This is a genomic window from Novipirellula methanifontis, from assembly GCF_052161655.1.
Classification (GTDB): Bacteria; Planctomycetota; Planctomycetia; order Pirellulales; family Pirellulaceae; genus Novipirellula.
In genome coordinates, this window is record NZ_CP197418.1 from 9,833,716 (window position 1) to 9,852,754 (window position 19,039).

Genomic DNA, 19,039 nt, shown 5'->3' on the forward strand with positions numbered 1-19,039 from the left:
GGTTGCGTGATCCATCTAACAGACACCTAACAGCGGGGACCGCTAAAAACCGCCTACTGCCTTTTCGACTATTCATGTACATGGAGGTACACCGGCTTTGACCGCCTTAAAATCCGACCGTCAGAAGTCGTCTTACTTCGCCACCGTCCCGCCTCAAGAAATCCTACCGATCGTCAATCATCGGTTTGAATCGAGCGTCAAAGGTATCTTAGTGATTGGCGACGTCACGGGACTTCCGTTAGTGAAAGTGGCCGCCAACCAAGGCGCACAAGTAATCGCCAACATGAAGTTTGATGACGCTTCGAGAGCGAATGCCGATCGAGCCGCTGACGATTCGCAACTCGATCTGGTAATCATCGGCGCCGGTCCTGCAGGATTGTCCGCAGCGATGGAAGCACGCCAGCGAGGGCTGCGGTATGTTGTGCTCGAACGCAACAAAATTGCTAGTACGGTGCGTGGTTTTCCGCCCGGCAAGAAGGTCTATGCTGAACCGCAATTTGTTCGCAACCAAAGTCAACTCGATTTTGACGAGGACCTCGACAAGGACGAATTCCTGGATCGTGTCACCCGGCTTGTCAGCGAAAAGCAACTGCACATCAAAGAGGACACCGAAGTTGGCCGTGTGCGAAAAATCAGCGAAGGACGATTCCAAGTCGAGACAAAATCCGGCAAATCCTTTCCGACTCGCTATGTTCTGATCGCGGTGGGACGCCAGGGCGAGTCGCGATTGCTGCAATGCCCCGGTGCGGACGACGCCAACAAAGTCACGTATCGATTGCATTCACCGGACGACTATCACGACGCGGACGTGATGGTAGTCGGCGGCGGTAATTCCGCAATCGAAGCCGCGCTCCTGCTAATGCCCCATAATCGCGTGACGCTTTCTTACCGAGGCGACGACCTGTTTCGTGCCAAGCAAGAAAATCGCGAATTGATTCAACAAGCCGAACGCGACGGTCGCGTGAAGATTCTGTACAAAAGCAACCTCACGGCGATCCGAAAATCCGAGCTCGATATCGACGTCGATGGAACGAGCCACACGCTGCCCAACGATAACGTCGTTGTGCAAATCGGAACCTTGCCGCCCGTCGATTTTCTGATGGACATGGGGTTGGAACTCGATGGCGTTTGGACCGCGAAGCGAGTGGCCATGTCGATCGTCGGATTGTGCATGGGAGTGTTCGTCTATTTCTATTCAAAACATTTTGTGCTGCGTCCCGAAGTTGCCGGAGCTGGAAAACTGTTGCTCCCGGGTCTGGAATCTCTCGCCGGATCCCCACAACTCGATTTTCTATTATTTCTAGCAAAATCGGTGTTGCCGATCGCGTGGCTGGTCCTATTGGCGATCCAGTTGATTAACGGAAACATGCAAGCCCGAGGCCACGCGGCGCTCGTGCCGCTGCGACACGCCACTTCGTGGCTGGTGATTGGTGGCCTGCTGTACGCTTTTTCTTGGGTTGCCCCAGTTGTCTTCACTCTAGATCCATCGCTAGCGGGCGAGGGACCGTATTTTGTGCCCGGTTTCACATGGATCTATCAAGTCATCCCGAAATATTTCAGCAACGCCTACGGGCTTTATTACTTGCTGTACTTTTCCGCAATTGCAGGTTTCGGTCTGTATTGGGCCGTCAAGGCAAACCATCGACTGGTGTGGCGGAGAAACCTAACCATCATTGCAACCCAATGGACGCTTTGGTGGGGGATCCCGACGTTCTTAGCCGTCTTCCTCGGACGCAATCCCTGGACACCACTGCTGACTCGATCCTTAAACGCATGGCCCTTGAACATGGGGGCGTTCAACATCGATCCTGTGGTCGGACCTGGTGATCCCGCATGGTGGCACACGGTAGCCATTGTCGGTGTTGTGTGGGCCGCCGTGCTGACATTCATTGTGATTCCATTGGTCACGATTCGCTGGGGCAAAATTTACTGCTCGTACATTTGTTCTTGCGGTGCGTTGGCAGAGACCGTCGGAAATGGGTTTCGTCATCGCGGCCCCAAAGGAGCGCTGCCCCGCAAGTTCGAGCGAATGGGATTCGTTTTCATTGCCCTCGCATCGCTGGCGACGATCGCGGATTTGTATGGATTCCAAGGTCCACTGGGCTATTACAACGTGTGGGTCGGAACGGCGCTGGCCGGCGCGGTCGCCAGCGGGCTGTATCCATTTCTAGGGCAACGAGTGTGGTGCCGGATGTGGTGCCCGCTCGCATTTTGGATGAATTTCTGGGGACGTTGGTCCCAGTTCAAAATTACGCCCGAGAAAGGTAAGTGCATCGATTGCAACGTGTGCAACCAGTACTGCCAAATGGGAATCGACATTAAATCGAGTGCCCTCAAAGGCGAACCGATCACGCTGAAAGACTCGCCTTGCGTCGGCTGCAACGAATGCATCGTCCGCTGTCCGATGGAGATCCTGCATCTCGGGGACGTGCCCGCTTCCAAAAGTGGTCCTCGATCGTTGCCGGTGATCAACAAACCAAATCCAACATCTCAAACATCTCAACCGGCTGCCTGATGCGATCCGATGGGGCAAAGACACTAGCCTTTCTCGCTAGCGCTGCCACGTTTGACATTCGGCGGTTTACGGTGCCCGACGAAACTCTTGGCGAGTTTCGCTACCGCATAAGCAAAAATCCCAAACCTTTAACCCCGCAAGCTTTTTTCGATGAGTAGCAAAGTCACATCCTACTATGGCCCATTCTTTTGGGTCGCACTGATTTCATTCTTCGTTCCGGTCGTGGTCGCGGGTAAAGCGTTTCAGCAAGTCCAGCTGACAACCAAACCGACGCCACATCCGGACGCATCGGGCGTCGATCACGCGATTTGGGACTACTTGCTGAAAACATATGTTGAAAATGGCTTAGTCGATTACGACGCTATCGCTCGCGACCATTTGTTCCGCACCTATCTGCGACAACTGTCCGATGCGGACCCAGGAAAATTAACTACATCGGCCGACCAATTAGCTTTGCTGTGCAATGCCTACAACGCGTTTGTGATCAACGGCGTCATCACACACAAGATCCGCGACTCGGTGATGAATTACCAAGTTGATGGGACCGAGTTCTTTGATTTGAAAGAACACATCCTGCACGGCGAAACCCTCAGTCTAAATCAAATCGAACATCAACTGATCCGCAAACGATTCCGAGAACCTCGCATCCACGTCGCTTTGGTTTGCGCGGCAAAAAGTTGTCCGGCAATTCGGCCCGAGGCGTATGTGGGCACCCATTTAGCAACGCAATTGCAAGACCAGAGCGTTCAATTTGCAAACAGCACGAGATATGTAACTTACGACTCTCTCGCTGACACGCTGAGCCTGAGTCCTTTACTCGATTGGTACGGCAGCGATTGGGATCCCGTGGGTGGTTATCTGCCGTGGCTCGCAGAACGCGTCAGCGACGCAAACCTGAAACAATCGATTCAGCGGGCCGAGCGAGGTGAGATTCAAGTGTCGTTTCTTGACTACGATTGGTCACTGAATTCACAAGCACCGCCAGGCTCCGCGGCTCCCAAGCCTGCGAGCAAGAAGGGCGAATTCGGCTCGGGCTCGATTCCGAACGAGTAGATAACTGCCCTCGCGATCGAGTGCCAAAGAAGATGTGATTGGACGCAAGCCGAGTGAAATCCGCGTTCAAAACCGGATGGAACTCAAGGATTTTGGCACTAGTAACATTCTGGATCGTCGCAACTTGCCACGGGGGCGATGTCCGGGGTAGACGCTTTGCCGCCTTGAATTCGATTCGTTGCATGCCCCACGACCGCGCCGGCCAAGCGACCTAGCGGGGCTCCGAACGGCACAAACGATGCAAGCTGGCCTCCCCAACTGCTGCCGTAATCGGGCGACAGGATCCGGTGCATCTCTTCGCGATCTGCGGGGCTGCTGAACTGGTCCCCATACGCCATCGCATCGCGAGTCGCACGGGTCTGATGAACCATACCGACGATTGGCAATTCCTGAGTGGCTGCATAAGTCCCAGGATAGGTTTGTGTTCGGATGTCTTTTGCATATGCCGCTCGCGAGATCGCCAGCGGCGCGATATCCGAGTAGACGTGCATCGTGTCGGTAAACGGGTTGTACCAATCGCCGCCGAAAATACGCCCCGGCAACAATGTGTACTCCAGCCCGTTGTACACCCCTACGGTGTACCGCCACGCCGGACTAATCCGCTTGTTTGAGGTTAACCGTTTCCATTCCCCCCACGGGTCATATTGATTGATACGGACCAAACTGCCATTCAATTCATTTCGGTCCATGTAGCGAAGCAGTGCTGATTCGGTTTTGGGCGAAACATCGTGGCTGTCGGCGCGACGATCCCACAATGCCAACTTTGTCGGTATCCCAGCTACCGAACCGATCGAATCTAAAACGACATTGGGACGACCACGCTCCACCCGAATTCCCGTTTGCGGATCTCGATAGGACAACGCTGTTGCAGTCTGATGGTGATGCCCTAGCGAGTGACACCCCGAGAGCACCATGCACCCCACGAAGACGACTGCACAAGTTTGCACTCGTGCCATTGCGATTCGCGGCTGTCGCGATGATGTTTTGGTTTCCATACACGCTTTCATCGTCCGATTCACCGCAAGCAGTCTGTATTGTTGCTCACAATTGTCCGCAGCAGTCATCCCATCACGGTGTACATGCGCTGCAAAAACAATCTCGCTCAACAAGCAGCGAATTCCGCATCCTGCATTTCGCCCTGATCAACAACGCAAAACGCTCCAAAAACCAACGGTGTTTCTCTCGCTTGCTCTTGTATCGTTCGATCCAACCGAACCGTAACACAACCGTTGACCGCGTTCAGCATTCGAATTTTTGTCCCGTCGGCAAACGAAATACTTTGCCCCGTTTGACAACGCATCACGAGAGCACGCGGCCCCCCGAGGGGAAAGAACCAGTGGCAAACCCCTTGGCACCGAACGCCCATCAACGTCGCCATTGCACGTTCGGGGTGCATCGCCTCGGTGACAGTCAGAATCAACCGAACCTCCGCTGGATTGACACGATCGACCGTGATCGCAATACCGTCGACGGCATCACTCGTTTCACCGCGTTTTAGCTTCAACATCAACATACACACGCCTCCTTGAGATGAGTTTGAACGCCTTGAGCCGTTTGAACCATTGAAGCTGAGACGACCGACGTTGTCTGTGATGCTTCTCACGCGAGACGGGCATTTATTTCGCCGGCACACGACCACCAGTGTGAACGTGAACACCACTGTGATGGACGCCCGTGGGGACAATCCGCCACTAAACTCGGAGGGAAGTCTCCCGACAGACGAACATGTGTTTCTGATGAGAGAGGCATCTCGATCACCAAAAGGTGACTGGTGGGTCGTCGCAAAACCGACAAACTCCACCCAACAACAACTTATAAATCGCACGTCCCGAGCGATCAACGACATTGTTCGGCTAGCGACGCGGCACTTGCAGACAACCAAAATGGTCCATCGACATCGACGACAAAATCGATTCGGATTGTGATTGCATGGCAGGATCTAACTGCATCGCCATCGTCGAATGCTCCGCCGCCAAGCGTGTCTTTTGGTGCTCGCGGTAACACTGTGCCAATAACAAATGACTCTCGGCAGTCGGGGCGACTGCGACTAATTCGCGATACGCTTGCTCCTCTAACGTTCGCTGATCAAGTCGTCTGGCGGCAAACCCGATCCCCTTCCATGCACTCGCGAGGCTTGATCGCTTGGTGTCGCTCGCCGGTTGCGTTTCCCAGTAAGCCACCGCCGCCTGATAGGCCTCGAGACTGTCCGACATTTGATTCAACCGCTGCAAACACAGTCCTTTGTAATCCAGACTGATGGGCTGAAAACGATCGCCGCGAGTCAAAGGCTCAAGCAGCCGCAACGCTTCCTCGTTGCGGTCCAAATGCATCAGCACCGTGATTCGACTCCCCAACGCAGCTACCGATGCTTCGGCAGAGATCGGTCGCCGCACTTCCGCGTTGAGTTTTGCCACGATTGCCTCAAGTTCCTGCTGAACCTTTCGCACCGACTTTTCATGAACCTGGCCACCTGGATTCAACTGGGCGAATTGTTCGGCTTGTTGATTAGCCAGTGCAAACCGGCGAGTTTCAAGTGATCGCTCGAGATCGATACGGATTCCGTCGGCAACCGCGTCGGCATAGGCCGCCGGAATCAATAGTGCCAATGCAGCTAGCATCGCAGCGGACAGCCACGCTTGCTCAGCCAACACGGGTAAGCGGTGCGGTGTCATCACGACCGCACCCACCAACGTCAGGGACAGCATCACGGCGATTGCGATCACTGCACGGCAGACCGTCAGCGTGACAACACTTTGGTCGGGAAACTGAGTGATCGATGCGGCAAACACCGTAATCGCCATTGCGACGGCGACGCATCCGAACGCGCTGACTAATTTCTGCCAGCGAGCAAATTCGCGAAACTGCTGGACCCCCCATAACGCCAGTGGCAGGGCCGTCAAAAAAGCACAGGCGACGACGTCCCATCGCCCAAACACTTGCACGACACCATCGGAGATTGAGAGCAGCATGCTGCAGACGGCTACCGCACCCATCGCCATCCCAAAATGGACGAGCCAGGCCCGACGAAATTCAAACGGTGATGGTGTCATGATGCGATCGCCGTTGCGGGGGAAGCTGCCGGTGACGGTTTACGCAACTTCCAAATCATGCCGTCAAAACAGTAATGCCAAAATGCGACCACAATGTTGACGAACACCCACAACTCAAAATAGCCTCGCGATAGCAGGTAGTTCCCAAGTCCAATTACGACCACAAAAATGACCAAGAACAACAACCACATCTTGGAAAGTCGCGCCAGCGCATTCGATTTGCTCGAGCCCCGCGAACCGCTCATCGACCAAGTAACGATCGACATGTATTCCAATGAATGAAAGATCGCCGAGGCCAGTGCTAACTGAACCACCCATTGGTTGTTTTCATAATGCGAAGCCAACAAAAGGGACGCGAACAACGTCATCACGCTCGTCAAATAAGCCACACTCGCCAACGATGCCTTGCCGGTCACCGATAACTGAAAACACTGACGCCCCACAAACGCCACGGGAATCACCAATACAAACCAATCCACCGACGACACCCACTGAAAACCGTCGAAGGGACCTTCGCTCCATCCCCAACCGGCGACGCGAGCGATCACGTAAAGCATGAAGCAGCGAAACACCGCTTTCTCAAATGACACGGCCAATGGTTTGCTCGCAACCGATCCGAAACCGCCTTTTGAACCCGTTTCAGTGGGCGTCTTGGATTTGCGTTGATAGATCCGAAACACACCGTGGTGTTGCGATGCAAAATGCCAAGCGTTCCAGATGTAATCGATCACGCCTAAACACAGCAACGATCCGGTGCCCATTTTCAAACAGAGGCATGCGATCAGAATCGCGGTCCCAAACGCGAGAAACTGCTTTCGCCGATCGATGCCCTTATGGTGATCGACGGTGACCAAAATCAGTGTGATCCAGCGATGTGGGGCCGTCACAAAATAGATTTGCCAGAACAGCAAACTTTGATGTGTCGCAATCCCGCCCAAACGATCCACCAACAATAACAACGGCCAAAACGCGTTGGCGACAAAGAATAAATCGATCGCGGGCGAAAACAAAAATCCTGCCGAAACCGGCGTGCTACGTGGTACGGCGGGAGCAGTCTCGCGACCGCGTACTTCCTGCGGCACATCCGCCACGTTTGTCACGCGAATGCGTTTTCCTGAATCCGCGGGTATCGTCGAACGTGCCTTGGGTTGGGTTTCAGAAACAATCATGCAATCACTTTCCACCGTCATCGTGCAGCGAATCGCTCGCGTTTAGGGTCCCAGAGGAGGTTCGGTTCACAGCGGAATCGACGATGGGGATCTCGTCCGGAATTTCCGCTGGGATGCGGATCCAGTGATCGTGAAACGAGATCCCTGCCGTCCACTCGACCGCGGGCATGTGGCACTGAATACAATCGCCAGCGGGGTGATGCGAACACTCGCTCCGCGATGCATTTCCATGACACTGATTGCATTGATCAATCGAAAGTGCACGATTGTGCGACACGGTGTCGTGCGGGTCGTGGCAAGTGGAACAGGTCATTTTGCCAGAACTCTCCAAATAGCAGCGACTGCGTTTGATTCCATAAGGCTGAAAACGAACTAATTCGTTGGGTGTCGCATCGGGTTTGACCGATGACTCGTCGCGATGGCAAGTGCTGCAAGCATCCATGTAAGCCTCGGCGGTTTCGTACTGTAGCATCGGCTTCGCTTCCTCTGCGTGCCCGAGATGAGCAAGCTCGACGTGTTTTTTCCGCGGCCCGTGACAACGTTCACAGCCGACGTTGGCGACCACCAACGAGTTCATGATCGGCAAGGACGGCGGCGGCGTCAGAGTGCTGTGACACCCCAAACACGCGCGAATATCGGTGGCATCCATTGGACGGCCGAAACATTCAATCGTCCCTACTGCAAAATCATCAAAACGCTCATGATCCGGGGTCAAACCGAGTTGATCGCGATTGGCAAAATAGGACCACCGTAATTCCACCCCGCTCTGTGTCCTTTCGTCGACCGCGATCGGAGTCTGTGCATGCGTTCCCGAACCGAGTAACCATGTCACGGGAACCGCAACGCCAGCGGCATTCGTGGCATCACGAACCAATAACGAACTCTCGGTTTGCGAGAACTCAAAGTTCTGGTCACGCTGTGGGTCTTGATAGTGGCCGATCTCGGCAAGTTTGCTTGCCAACGAGAAATCATGGATCCGGGTCAACGTACGAGAGTGCCCCGAGCGAAGATGGGCCTGGAATTCTTTTTCATGACACTCGGCACACGCTTGATCGCCCGCGAAGTTTGCTGAAATCAATTGATTCCATCCTGATACCGCCTGCTGGAGCCGAGGCGGAAGGTTCGCAGCAAAACGTCGCGAAACATCCGCGGGACTCTCCGCGGAAGGGGTCATTCCCGGGACAGCATCCGCTATCACCGGAGCTGCTTGAAACGCATCCCAAACCATCCAAAACATGCCCGCAGCGATAACCGAAAACAGCGTCGCGGCAGATCCCAGCAAGCTGCGAACACGGAAGTTCTTGGCGGGGTTCTGACTTGAGGGAAGGGAAACGTGATTGATCGCAGTGTTCTCCGGCAGTTTGTGTGATCACGGGGCGGGTCGAACAGTGACAGGCCCGTTATTTATCAGCCACTAAATGTCGTGGATCGCTCCAGACGTTGCTTTATTAAGTGACGCATTCGGTTGTAGCGGAAGTCGTCAAGACTTTCGTTTTCCGGGATGATCGAAACTCTTGACGAGTTCCGCTACCTCAGTGATTCAATCGACGTCCTCCGCGATCCAACGTTCTGATCGCGGAGCGATAAGCGACAGATTCTTTAGCCAAGCGGAGCGTCTTTGATCTTCCACTGACCATCGGTTCGTTGCAGCGTCCAGACCTGTTCCGTTTCGGCGACCGAACTGGCTTTGCCGCCACGTGTATCGCCGGAGGAGGTCGCGTGAACACCGCCAAAGATTTTCACGGGGACGGTAACGCTATCGCCATCAAAGGTAGGCTCGCCGCTGACTTGGTAGCCCCGCTCGCCATAGTCTTTGCGATTTTTCGGCGCCACTCCGGCAACAAACGCACTGGCAAACATTTGATCGTCACCGGCAAGGTCACCTAAACCTTCCACGCTGGCAAATGCATTCTGTTCGTCGGTCGGTTTGACCACACCCGATGAACCACATCCGATCCAAGTCGAGGCGGACAACAACAGAGCGACGGCAAACCAATTATTCAATTTCATTATTCTTTGATCCTTAGGTACGACGATTTCAAATTCGTTTATTGTTCTGTAATGACTTCTTTATTCTGAGCGGTGCTCATTGGTCGCCAGATATTCAGGTTGTCAACCGAGTCGGTAACAAACCGAACGCCGCCATCGGCCATCAACACATTCACACCACCGGTGTGATAACTGCGTGCGGCCGCATAGATCGCTGCAGTATCGCGAACTTCTTCACACGCCAATCGTGGCTTGCTGACATCCGCGATATCCTCGCCACAAGCAGCCAAAATATCTTTTTCACTTGAGTTTGGATTTTGGAACGCCGAGAAGATGGTGGCTCCCATCGCGGGTGACATCCAAACGCCACGAATGTCGGTTTGTGACTCTGCCGCAATGATCTCGCTCATCGCGATTGTGTTACTCAAACCATCGGTAAAATCGCGACTCTGCATTCCATTTCGATTTTGAAAACGATCGCCCGCGGTGGTTGTGCTACCGACTGTCGTGATAATTTTGTCTTGATTGACGTAGTAGGTACCAAACGCGCCGCGTGTCTCCTTTTTCTCCCAAGACAACATGTCGCCGGATCCCCAACACGCGGCATAGTTATTGCCTTTAGCGAGTGCCTCTAGCCCGTAGCTGCCGTCCGAGAATTGACCGCTCACCGACGGTGCCGAGGGACACTTGTCAAAATTAGTCAACTGCTCGCGTCCGAGGTTTCCCAGTGCGTCAATCGCTTCGCAGTGATCACATGGGTTGGAGGTATGATCATCACCGCGGTCGTCCTCACAACGCTGGACCATTTCCCACATCGCAGGCTGTTCCATGTACGGGAACAGCATCGGCAACCAATGCCAACCCAATTCGTTCTGACCGTGCTGCCAACCGCCTGTCTTGAAGCGGTTACCCGACTCGTCATAGTTGACATTCCCCGGTGGAAATGCCCCGAACGCCGACATGTGGTTGTGCATCGCCAAACCAAACTGCTTCATATTGTTTTGGCACTGCATCCGCCGCGCTGCTTCACGTGCCGCCTGAACGGCGGGCAGCAATAACCCCACCAGGACTCCAATGATGGCGATCACCACGAGTAGCTCTACCAGGGTAAAACCGAATCGCTGGCGTGCCTGTGCAGTACAACGCTTGTTAAGAGTAATCCGCATTCACGAATTCCTTGATCGAGAGAGACAAAATGTTTCAACAACAACGAGCGGGATTAAAGCGTTCGCGTGTTGAAATTGAGCGCAGAAATGATGAAGGAATTCTTAAGATGCGCAGCCACTTACTGAATGAAGACTCCGGTCACACTGAATCGGCTTAACGGGCACTTAACGCCCGCTGAGCCGAATTTAAAGTGCAATATTTAACAAGCTATAGACTTACCCCTCTGTCACAAAACGAGCCCTAGCGACTCTTTGAAGGTCGTGCGGTTCTTGGAGTCGCTCGAAGATAGTCATTTAGCATGTTCACCCTCCCCCAACTTGTGAGACTGCTGAAGTAGTACGACATCACCGTACTGATGTTAGCCGCTTGGGCCAACGCTGTGAAGCATTTTAGGCTGCTTGGTTTTGATGGAATTCGGCGAGTTTTTTACGTTCTTCCATGTTCAGTTTTCTTATTTCAGGATCGCCCAACGGTTTCTTGTGTGGGTTCTTTGGACGGTAACGCGCCTTCTTGTCCGTGCCCGCTTGATAGGTCTGGACGAGGGCTTGCGACAGGCTGTGCAGCATGTTGTCACTCGCACTGCAATATTTGTCGAGGCGACGCATGCAGCGTCGCAAGCAACGCATCGTGTTGGCCAAACTTCGTTTTTTCGGATCATAGTCGACTTGCTCGGGAACGTCTTGCTGTTCGGGAATCTGTTCTCGCAGCGCCAGCAGTTCGGCAATCGCCATCGCGCGAATCGACCAGTCCAGTTCCGCCAATGCCCGATCGCTGTTGCGGCAACGTAGTTTGTGCTTGTCAATGGTTTGTTTTAAGCCGCGGAATTCGACTTCGATTCCCCAACGCATTTTGTAGTAACCAATGAGCTGCTTGTGCCTCAGCTTACGAGCGCTCAATACGCTCGTAAGCATCCACATCTTCGTCTTGCCAACTTTCACTTTCACCAGACGCAGCTTCAGCGGCGGGGCGCCAGATTCCATCCTCCCCTTGGGCCAACACAAGACTCGACCTCCACCGAGTTGCTTGATATCAGCCTGCTCGCTGAGCAACTTCACGTTCGCTCCGACACGAACAAGGAAGTCACCACCGGCAGCCAGGATCGCACTCCACAGAGGATAACCTACGAAGCCCGCGTCACCACAAAACAGTGTCTTTTCCGGGAAAGTCTCTTCCTTAAGCATCTCCACGACGTGGCCTCGTTCGCTTGAGTTCGATGGCCCCAAACGCCAAGTCCACGGTAGACGAAGGCTCATGTGCCACATCATCGTGACCCAGATTTGAGGTTCTTGTGGCTGAGGTTTGTTCTTCTGGTTCCGCTTCCGTCGCATCCCCTTGGACTTCTTCTTTCCGTATTTGGCACGCACGCCGCGGCCATAGTTGGGTGCACAAAAAGCTTTCTCATTGGCGGCCGTTCGCGGGACCGTCACGCGTGACCCATCGAAGCCGATCAGTACCCAGTCAGCGGACCTCCAAAAACGTCCGCCCACTTCCTGGGCCAATGACTGATGTCTCTGGCGAAGCCGCGTCGTGAACAGCGATTCGTAGCGATCCAATGCGTTCATGAAGGCCGTGTAGGTTTTGGCGGTGCAGTGAAGCCCCAGCTCTTCACAGATTTCCATCGTCTGATCGAAGGCATCGGTGACGTTTATCTCATTTTGCCAAGACCAGATGAGTGCCTGGATCGCCAATTCTTCGGGCATCCATTTGATATTGCCATGAAATGTATCTTTGGTAAACAATTCACCTTTGGGAACAATCCAACGACACACCTCGTTGAAGATCGTCTTGTTCTTGCGACGAGATTGGCGGTTAGGTTTGCGACGTTGGTTTTGCTTACTACGTTTTGTCTGCTTCTTGCGACTCATGGCCAGATTCCTTTCTGACTGAAGTGTTTCAGTTAGTGTTTGGGGGGAATCTGGCTTTTTTCATATTCGGAGCTTGGTGAAAACCCCGCTTTTTACGTGCTCAAAATGCTTCACAGCGTTGCGCTTGGGCGCTAGCCCCGGTTCAGTCGGTGGCGAGGTAACTGCAACCATCCACGCTCTGGCGAGCGTAGCTACAAAAAAAAATCGCTCGCCGGATGATGCCGGGCAAGCGATTTAAATGTGGTGAAAAATCGTTGCGACTTGACGTAAAAGTCGGTCAATCTAGCTTGGCTCGAACCATTACTGATTCACGATTTCACCATTTTGAGCGGTACTCATAGGTCGCCAAACATTCAGGTTATCCACCGAATCGGTGACAAAGCGAACGCCTCCGTCCGCCATCAGCACGTTCACACCTCCCGTGTGGTAACTGCGGGCAGCAGCATAAATCGCAGCGGTATCTTGCACCTCATCACAGGCCAAACGGGGCTTCTTGCTATCGTCATCGATTTCCGATCCACAGGCAGCCAGCACATCTTTCTCGCTCGAGTTTGGACTCAAGAACGTCGAGAAAACCGTCGCTCCCATCGCGGGCGACATCCACACACCGCGAATATCGGTCTTGGATTCTGCTGCAATCACTTCGCTCATCGCAATCGTGTTACTCAGCCCATCGAGGAAATCGCGACTCTTCATCCCATTTCGATTCTGAAAACGATCGCCTGCGACTCCGTTCTTGAAAATTTTGGATTCATCGACAAAGTAGGTACCAAATGCACCGCGTGTTTCCTTGGACTCCCACGACAACATGTCACCAGAACCCCAGTTGACGGCATAGTTGTTGCCTTTGGCAAGCGCTTCCAAGCCATAGGCACCATCGGAAAACTGATCACGAGTGACCGGCGCCGAAGGACATGAATCGAACGCACCGAGGGGTTCACGCCCCAAGTGCCCTAGTGCTGCGCTGTATTCGCAGTGGTCACAGGGGTTCATTGCTTGGCCGGGAACGGCATCGTCACAGCGCTGGACCAATTCCCACAATGCAGGCTGTTCCATGTAGGGGAACAACATCGGCAACCAATGCCAACCCAATTCGTCTTGTCCGTGTTGCCAGCCTCCCGTTTTGAAACGGTTCTCATGCTCGTCGTAGTTGACGTTTCCGGGCGGAAAGGCGCCAAACGCGGACATATGGTTATGCATCGCCAAGCCAAATTGCTTCATATTGTTTTGGCATTGCATGCGGCGTGCTGCTTCGCGAGCCGCCTGCACGGCGGGCAAAAGAAGTCCCACTAGGACTCCGATAATAGCAATCACGACCAAGAGTTCGACAAGCGTGAATGCCGAACGCTTGCAGTGAGATACGCCACGATTTTGTTGACTCAATTTAATCCCTTCATCAGTTAAGAATTGTTGTTCTAAAAGCTGGGCAACCACCCTTTTTGCAAGGCGTGATTTCCAGCGAGAGCGATGATGATTAAAGAGAGCGGGTGTTGGTTTTCAGCGTGAAGTTTGTGAACGTACCTTTAAGATTCAGTAGCAGACGATACGCACCGAACCAATGCGGGGCTTGCTCACCTCCGCAGCAAAACAAGGGCGACGATGCCTCCCGCAGAAAAGAATTTCCCGAGATAAGAAAATCGATATTCTTACCGATCGCGAAGAGCAGCATTGAGCTAACGCTGGACTGCTAAAACTTTGGTGTTGTCGTGATTTTTGGTTGCGTATTTCTTCTGCCACCTCTCCACCAACTTCGGAGGTCGTGCAGCTTTTAAGCTGTTTGTTTTCCTAGACTTATGGCTCTTTGCTGTAGTTTATCCAGACGCAGGAGATTTTGAGCTAGGACCAACAGACCGGTCTCGCAGCGGGCTCGCTTTATTCCGCGACCGTGAAAGCGGTCCACTCGCCGATTCCCTTTGGCGTCGCCAAAGGAGAGTTCCACGGTTTGCCCGCGTAAACGATAAAGCGTCTTGCAAGATTCACTTGCCATCTTCTCGCGTTGAGCCTCCAGCATCTCTTCGCCTTCGATTCGCTTGATTCGTCGTGGGCCTTTGCCGCTGAGACAGCGTTCGGCCAACGGACAGCCCTCACAGAACTTCGCGTCACACTGATAGGTCGATTGGTAAACATATCGGTCGCCCATACGCATCTTCTTTTCTCGCCACAAATAGGCTAAGCGGTGACCTTGCGGGCACTCATAGCAATTCGATGAGGCTTGAAAACGAAATTCTTCGCGGGGAATTTGAATTTCGCCGCTGCGTGACTTCCGCTTTGCAGCGCTACCGCTGGCCGATGGCGGTGCCAGCAAATCAATGTTCCGATCACGCGCGTCGGTAAGGTCAAGAATGCTGCAGTAGCCGCCATCGGCCAGCACCCTCTTGAGTTGGCCGCCGAATAACTTTTGCGTCTTGTCGATCATGGGGGCCAGCGTGCCCGCATCCGTTGCAGAGGCTTGACACAGATAACTAACAATCAGTCGACTGACCGGATCGACCATAAATTGAACGGTATACAACGGACGATACGTCTTGCGTTTATCGCGGCCCAGCGGCGCAATGGGGTCAGTCAAGCTGACGGTGATCTTGTCAGGATCTTTGCGTTTATCACTCGGCTTTTTAGCGTTTTCATTAATCCGTTGCTCCAGTACGATGGCGGCTGCCTCGATTCGAGAGGCCAAATCTTGTCGGCCTGACTCCGTTGGCGGCACCCATTTGGGAAGAGGATCGGTTCGGCAGTAAGTGCCGTCGATCAGTTCTTTTAAGAGTTCCTGTCGCCTCTGGAGAGTGTTGCGATTGACCATCCGATGCCGCGATGCACAGGCGGCAATCGACGTGCCATCTAGAGCCACCGTGGTCGGGTCAAGATGCCCTTGCTCGATGGCCCGTTGGGTCACGTCGTCATGAAGCCTCTCAATGACGTCGCCGATGCGATCACGAAAATCATACCAAGTTCGACGAGCCGGCGTGTATCCATGACCGAGCCATTGCATCGCTTCGTTGAGCTTGGCTTCTTCCTCCCAACTTGCAGGGCTGAGTCGTCCCTTGAGGAACTGATAGAGAACCATCTGCAAAAGCAGAATGGGATCGTAGGGCTCCTGGCCCCTACCACTGTACATCCGATCGACTTCGCTACGATCAAGTTGTTCAACCTGCCGGCGAACAATTCGTGCAAGATCGTCCGGCGGAAGTTTGGCATCAATTTGTTTCCATCGCTGATCGCTTGCTGGCAGAGGGACGGGGCGATAACTGACTTTTTAATCGTCTCTGAATCGTTTATGCTCATGGCGACCTCCGTATGGCTTGGAAAGAACAGCGACGCACATTCTGTGCGAAATCCCAATCCAAACGAAGGTCAATTTTTTTTGCGCTAAACCCAGTTGTTAAAACAACTTAAAACCTGCACGACCTCTTCGTTGGGGGAGAGGTCGAACGGAGCCTTCAGCGACGTTCGGGTGAGGGAGGCTGACCGAGCAAGCCAATGGCGACGATAACGCCGTTTGCACCGGACTTGCTCGAATGATAGCGCGGTCGCCCCCTCACCCGAGCAACGCCTAAAGGGCGTGCTCGACCTCTCCCCCGACTTCGTCGGTGGAGAGGTAACTGCTATAGGCCGAAAGAAAAACTCACCCCCAATATCCGACGTCAATACTAAAATTTTAGTGGCCCGCGGCTAACGCCGTCGGCTCAGATAAAAACGCTTATGTCCACGCCATTCCTGGCAACTTTGCCAGGCGGCTGTGCTGAATCCAACCACGATCAGTTCACGCTTTGGCGAATGCCTGCGCCGGAGTCATCAATGAAAAATGCATCAAAATCAGGAGCCCCTTCGGCAGTCCCCTCCAGATCATATTCATCCGAGATCAACGTTCCGATGTGTGCCTGCAAACGCTTAGCCCCCTCGGGCAACGCGTGATGCGTGGCAACCTCGCTGGCAAAGTTAACCAGGTCGTACACACGGGCTTTACTGGGCAAAATTCTGCGACGCTTGTCGCTGAGTGCCTCGAGATTCGCAAGTCCATACAGTTCGCTGAGGTTGCCCGCCATGCTGCGGAAACGACCGATCAAACCGTCGCACGTCAGTTGCCGCTCACGCTGGGCGCGGTCCAAGACAACGCCAAGCTGCAGACACTCATGCACCGACGCCCACGAAGTCTGGCTGGATTCAAACCGCTGGCGAATCGCGGCATAACCATCGCCGTTGTCAAACGATTCGAGCGCGCGGGCGATACAGTAATCCATTTTCTTGCCGACCGGGATATCACTACGAAACGCCTTGGCGTAACCAATCATGCCGTTTTGACAAACCAGCCGCAACATTGACAAGAACAATCGAGGATGGCCAAAACCATCCACCGGTGTTTCCAGACAGAAGCGATCATGGAATTGATCACCCCCAATCTGCAGCGATCGCGAACCGCCTCGCGGCTGATGCGTGCTGATCAATAATCCCTCGTGGTACCGCACATCGGTACCACCGAACTGCTCTACCAATTCGGCGATCTCGTTGTAACGAATCACCGGCCGCTTGACATTGGTGACGGCCAGCAGCGTGCCCTCGGTTTTCTGTTTACCCCCAGCATGCTCGGCAATACAGAACCGAAAGGCATCATCGGAATTTTGCTGACTGATCCTCGCAAAGACTTCGTGAGGTGAGAAATAACGAAAGACGTTTTCAGCGATCCCAAAGCGTGTAAAAAAGGACCGCCAAAACCGGCGTGACGCTGTGACCAAACGGCCATCAACCTCGAGATGACGAAGCTTGACGCGTCCGTTATCCGTCCGCTCGACCTTGCGAACTCTCAAATCGGCTACGGTCGCATGACCGTAACAAAATCGAGGTGAGCTTTGGTTCGGGGAGCTTACGGTTGGCAACGAGGTTTGAGCGATTTCAGTAGACATAATGCGGAGACTCCTAAGACAGAAACGGAAAGCGAGCGAGAGGGAACAGAAACATGGGTTCGATTCAGCCAGATCTATTGAGCACGCGAGAACCAGGCTTTGGCGGCTTTGCCACGATGCATCGCCACCAACTTCGGCAGCGAGACTTCGGCAGCCGCCACACGATTGCGGGCGATGGCAGTCATCTGGTTCAGCATTCGATTTGGACGAATGCTTCGCCATCCTTCATCGGTCCACAAATACTGCTCCGCTGCGGCGGCAGTGCGAAGCATCGGATGAGGCGTGCGGTTGCACTGCACCACTTGCTTGATTGGCACTCGATGACTTGACCGCAGCACGCGACCCGCCATTTGGATCGTGCACCCTTTGCCGCTGGGACGGCAAAACACCGTTTTTAACTCAGGACAATCAAAGCCTTCGGTCAGGATCGCCATGTTGATCAAAACTTGAGTCTCGCCGGAAACAAACGACTCGATCTGTTTCTCTCGATTGCTTGTCGCGGTCACCACCGCGCAGGCGATGCCGGCTTGCCGCAGCAACATGTACAGTAACTCGCACTCGGTGCGCCGATGGAAAAAGACCAACGACCGTCCCCACCGCTCGGGTTCACGAATCAAAAACTTGGCAACTTGACTCGGCGTGTATTCAGGAATCGTGTAGTGGTGATAGGAACTGAGGTAGCCATCGGCAATCAATGACGCGATCCCTGCATCACGAATGACTTGGTCAAAACAGAGTTTGATGCGATCACTGCGATACGGAGTCGCGGAGAGCCCGAGTGTCCAAGCGGGCTGAATCTGGCTGTGCAGATTCGCCATGCTGGTTGCCGCATCATGTTGGGCTTCATCCACGACCAACAGGTCGACCTTGGGCGGCGACTTTTCGAACATGCTGATCGTTTGCATGCGAACGCCGAAGCGACGCAATTGATTTTCAGCTTCGGCTTGGGCTAACAAATTTCGCCGCATCGCGACCCAGCCCACGCGAGCTCCGGTGGCACGTTGAATGAGCGCGGCGATCGCCAACCCCATGACGGTCTTGCCGCTGCCGGTTGGACTTTCGATCAAGACGCTGGATGCTTTGTGGGCAAGCTGGCCGTCACGCTTGGCGAATGTTCCGCCCATCATCCGCACAGCCGATTCGATGATCCGGTGCTGGTACGGCCGCGACTGCACTGCACAGCCCGCTAGCATTGCATCGAGTGCGCCACCAGCGCCGACCGAAAAGCCACTGAGTCGGTCAGCGTCAAAACTGGATTGCAAATGCGAACCCGACGCTACGTTTCGCTGTACAAGTAAACCTGTCATCGCCTTCTCCTCCTGAGGATCTGTGATTG

Annotated in this window: 14 protein-coding genes; 2 read left to right on the plus strand and 12 right to left on the minus strand. The window is 53.9% G+C overall.

The genetic code is table 11. From position 1 onward, the window contains the following. The first annotated feature begins 97 nt into the window (after positions 1-97). Positions 98-2,515, plus strand: a complete 2,418-nt coding sequence (locus SH528x_RS34905; protein ID WP_442508031.1) for an NAD(P)-binding domain-containing protein — start codon at positions 98-100, stop codon at positions 2,513-2,515. A 150-nt stretch (positions 2,516-2,665) separates the two neighbouring features. After that, entirely contained in the window at positions 2,666-3,568 is a 903-nt protein-coding gene (locus SH528x_RS34910; protein WP_442508032.1) for a DUF547 domain-containing protein, read from the plus strand. 98 nt (positions 3,569-3,666) lie between these two features. Here the strand turns inward: SH528x_RS34910 and SH528x_RS34915 are convergent, their stop codons facing one another. The 12 genes from SH528x_RS34915 to SH528x_RS34970 form a co-directional block, all read right to left on the minus strand. After that, positions 3,667-4,563, minus strand: a complete 897-nt coding sequence (locus SH528x_RS34915) for a hypothetical protein (RefSeq protein ID WP_442508033.1) — start codon at positions 4,561-4,563, stop codon at positions 3,667-3,669. 107 nt (positions 4,564-4,670) lie between these two features. Then, a complete protein-coding gene (locus SH528x_RS34920; RefSeq protein WP_442508034.1) occupies positions 4,671-5,081 on the minus strand; it encodes a hypothetical protein in 411 nt (136 codons plus the stop codon). Between the two features lie 340 nt (positions 5,082-5,421). Then, the gene (locus SH528x_RS34925; protein WP_442508035.1) at positions 5,422-6,618 is read right to left on the minus strand and encodes a hypothetical protein; all 1,197 of its coding nucleotides are present in this window, start codon (positions 6,616-6,618) and stop codon (positions 5,422-5,424) included. Further along, on the minus strand, positions 6,615-7,787 hold the full coding sequence (locus tag SH528x_RS34930) for a hypothetical protein (RefSeq protein ID WP_442508036.1): 1,173 nt from the start codon (positions 7,785-7,787) through the stop codon (positions 6,615-6,617). Before SH528x_RS34930 ends, SH528x_RS34925 begins: the two co-directional genes overlap by 4 nt. 4 nt (positions 7,788-7,791) lie before the next feature. Then, positions 7,792-9,069 carry a multiheme c-type cytochrome gene (locus tag SH528x_RS34935; RefSeq protein WP_442508037.1) on the minus strand — a complete coding sequence of 426 codons (1,278 nt, stop codon included), beginning with the start codon at positions 9,067-9,069 and terminating at the stop codon, positions 7,792-7,794. A 317-nt stretch (positions 9,070-9,386) separates the two neighbouring features. Further along, the gene (locus SH528x_RS34940) at positions 9,387-9,797 is read right to left on the minus strand and encodes a hypothetical protein (RefSeq protein WP_442508038.1); all 411 of its coding nucleotides are present in this window, start codon (positions 9,795-9,797) and stop codon (positions 9,387-9,389) included. A gap of 38 nt (positions 9,798-9,835) precedes the next feature. After that, positions 9,836-10,942 carry a DUF1559 domain-containing protein gene (locus SH528x_RS34945; RefSeq protein WP_442508039.1) on the minus strand — a complete coding sequence of 369 codons (1,107 nt, stop codon included), beginning with the start codon at positions 10,940-10,942 and terminating at the stop codon, positions 9,836-9,838. A gap of 390 nt (positions 10,943-11,332) precedes the next feature. Next, positions 11,333-12,808, minus strand: a complete 1,476-nt coding sequence (locus SH528x_RS34950) for a transposase (RefSeq protein ID WP_442505179.1) — start codon at positions 12,806-12,808, stop codon at positions 11,333-11,335. A 300-nt stretch (positions 12,809-13,108) separates the two neighbouring features. Then, positions 13,109-14,191: a DUF1559 family PulG-like putative transporter gene (locus tag SH528x_RS34955; RefSeq protein ID WP_442508040.1), complete on the minus strand. Its 1,083-nt coding sequence runs from the start codon at positions 14,189-14,191 to the stop codon at positions 13,109-13,111. A gap of 385 nt (positions 14,192-14,576) precedes the next feature. Beyond that, positions 14,577-16,034 carry an IS1182 family transposase gene (locus SH528x_RS34960; RefSeq protein WP_442512159.1) on the minus strand — a complete coding sequence of 486 codons (1,458 nt, stop codon included), beginning with the start codon at positions 16,032-16,034 and terminating at the stop codon, positions 14,577-14,579. A 526-nt stretch (positions 16,035-16,560) separates the two neighbouring features. After that, positions 16,561-17,703 carry a DUF932 domain-containing protein gene (locus tag SH528x_RS34965; RefSeq protein ID WP_442508041.1) on the minus strand — a complete coding sequence of 381 codons (1,143 nt, stop codon included), beginning with the start codon at positions 17,701-17,703 and terminating at the stop codon, positions 16,561-16,563. Positions 17,704-17,777: 74 nt separating this feature from the next. Further along, positions 17,778-19,010 (minus strand): DEAD/DEAH box helicase, encoded by a 1,233-nt coding sequence (locus SH528x_RS34970; RefSeq protein ID WP_442508042.1) that lies wholly within the window; start codon positions 19,008-19,010, stop codon positions 17,778-17,780. Positions 19,011-19,039: the final 29 nt, after the last annotated feature.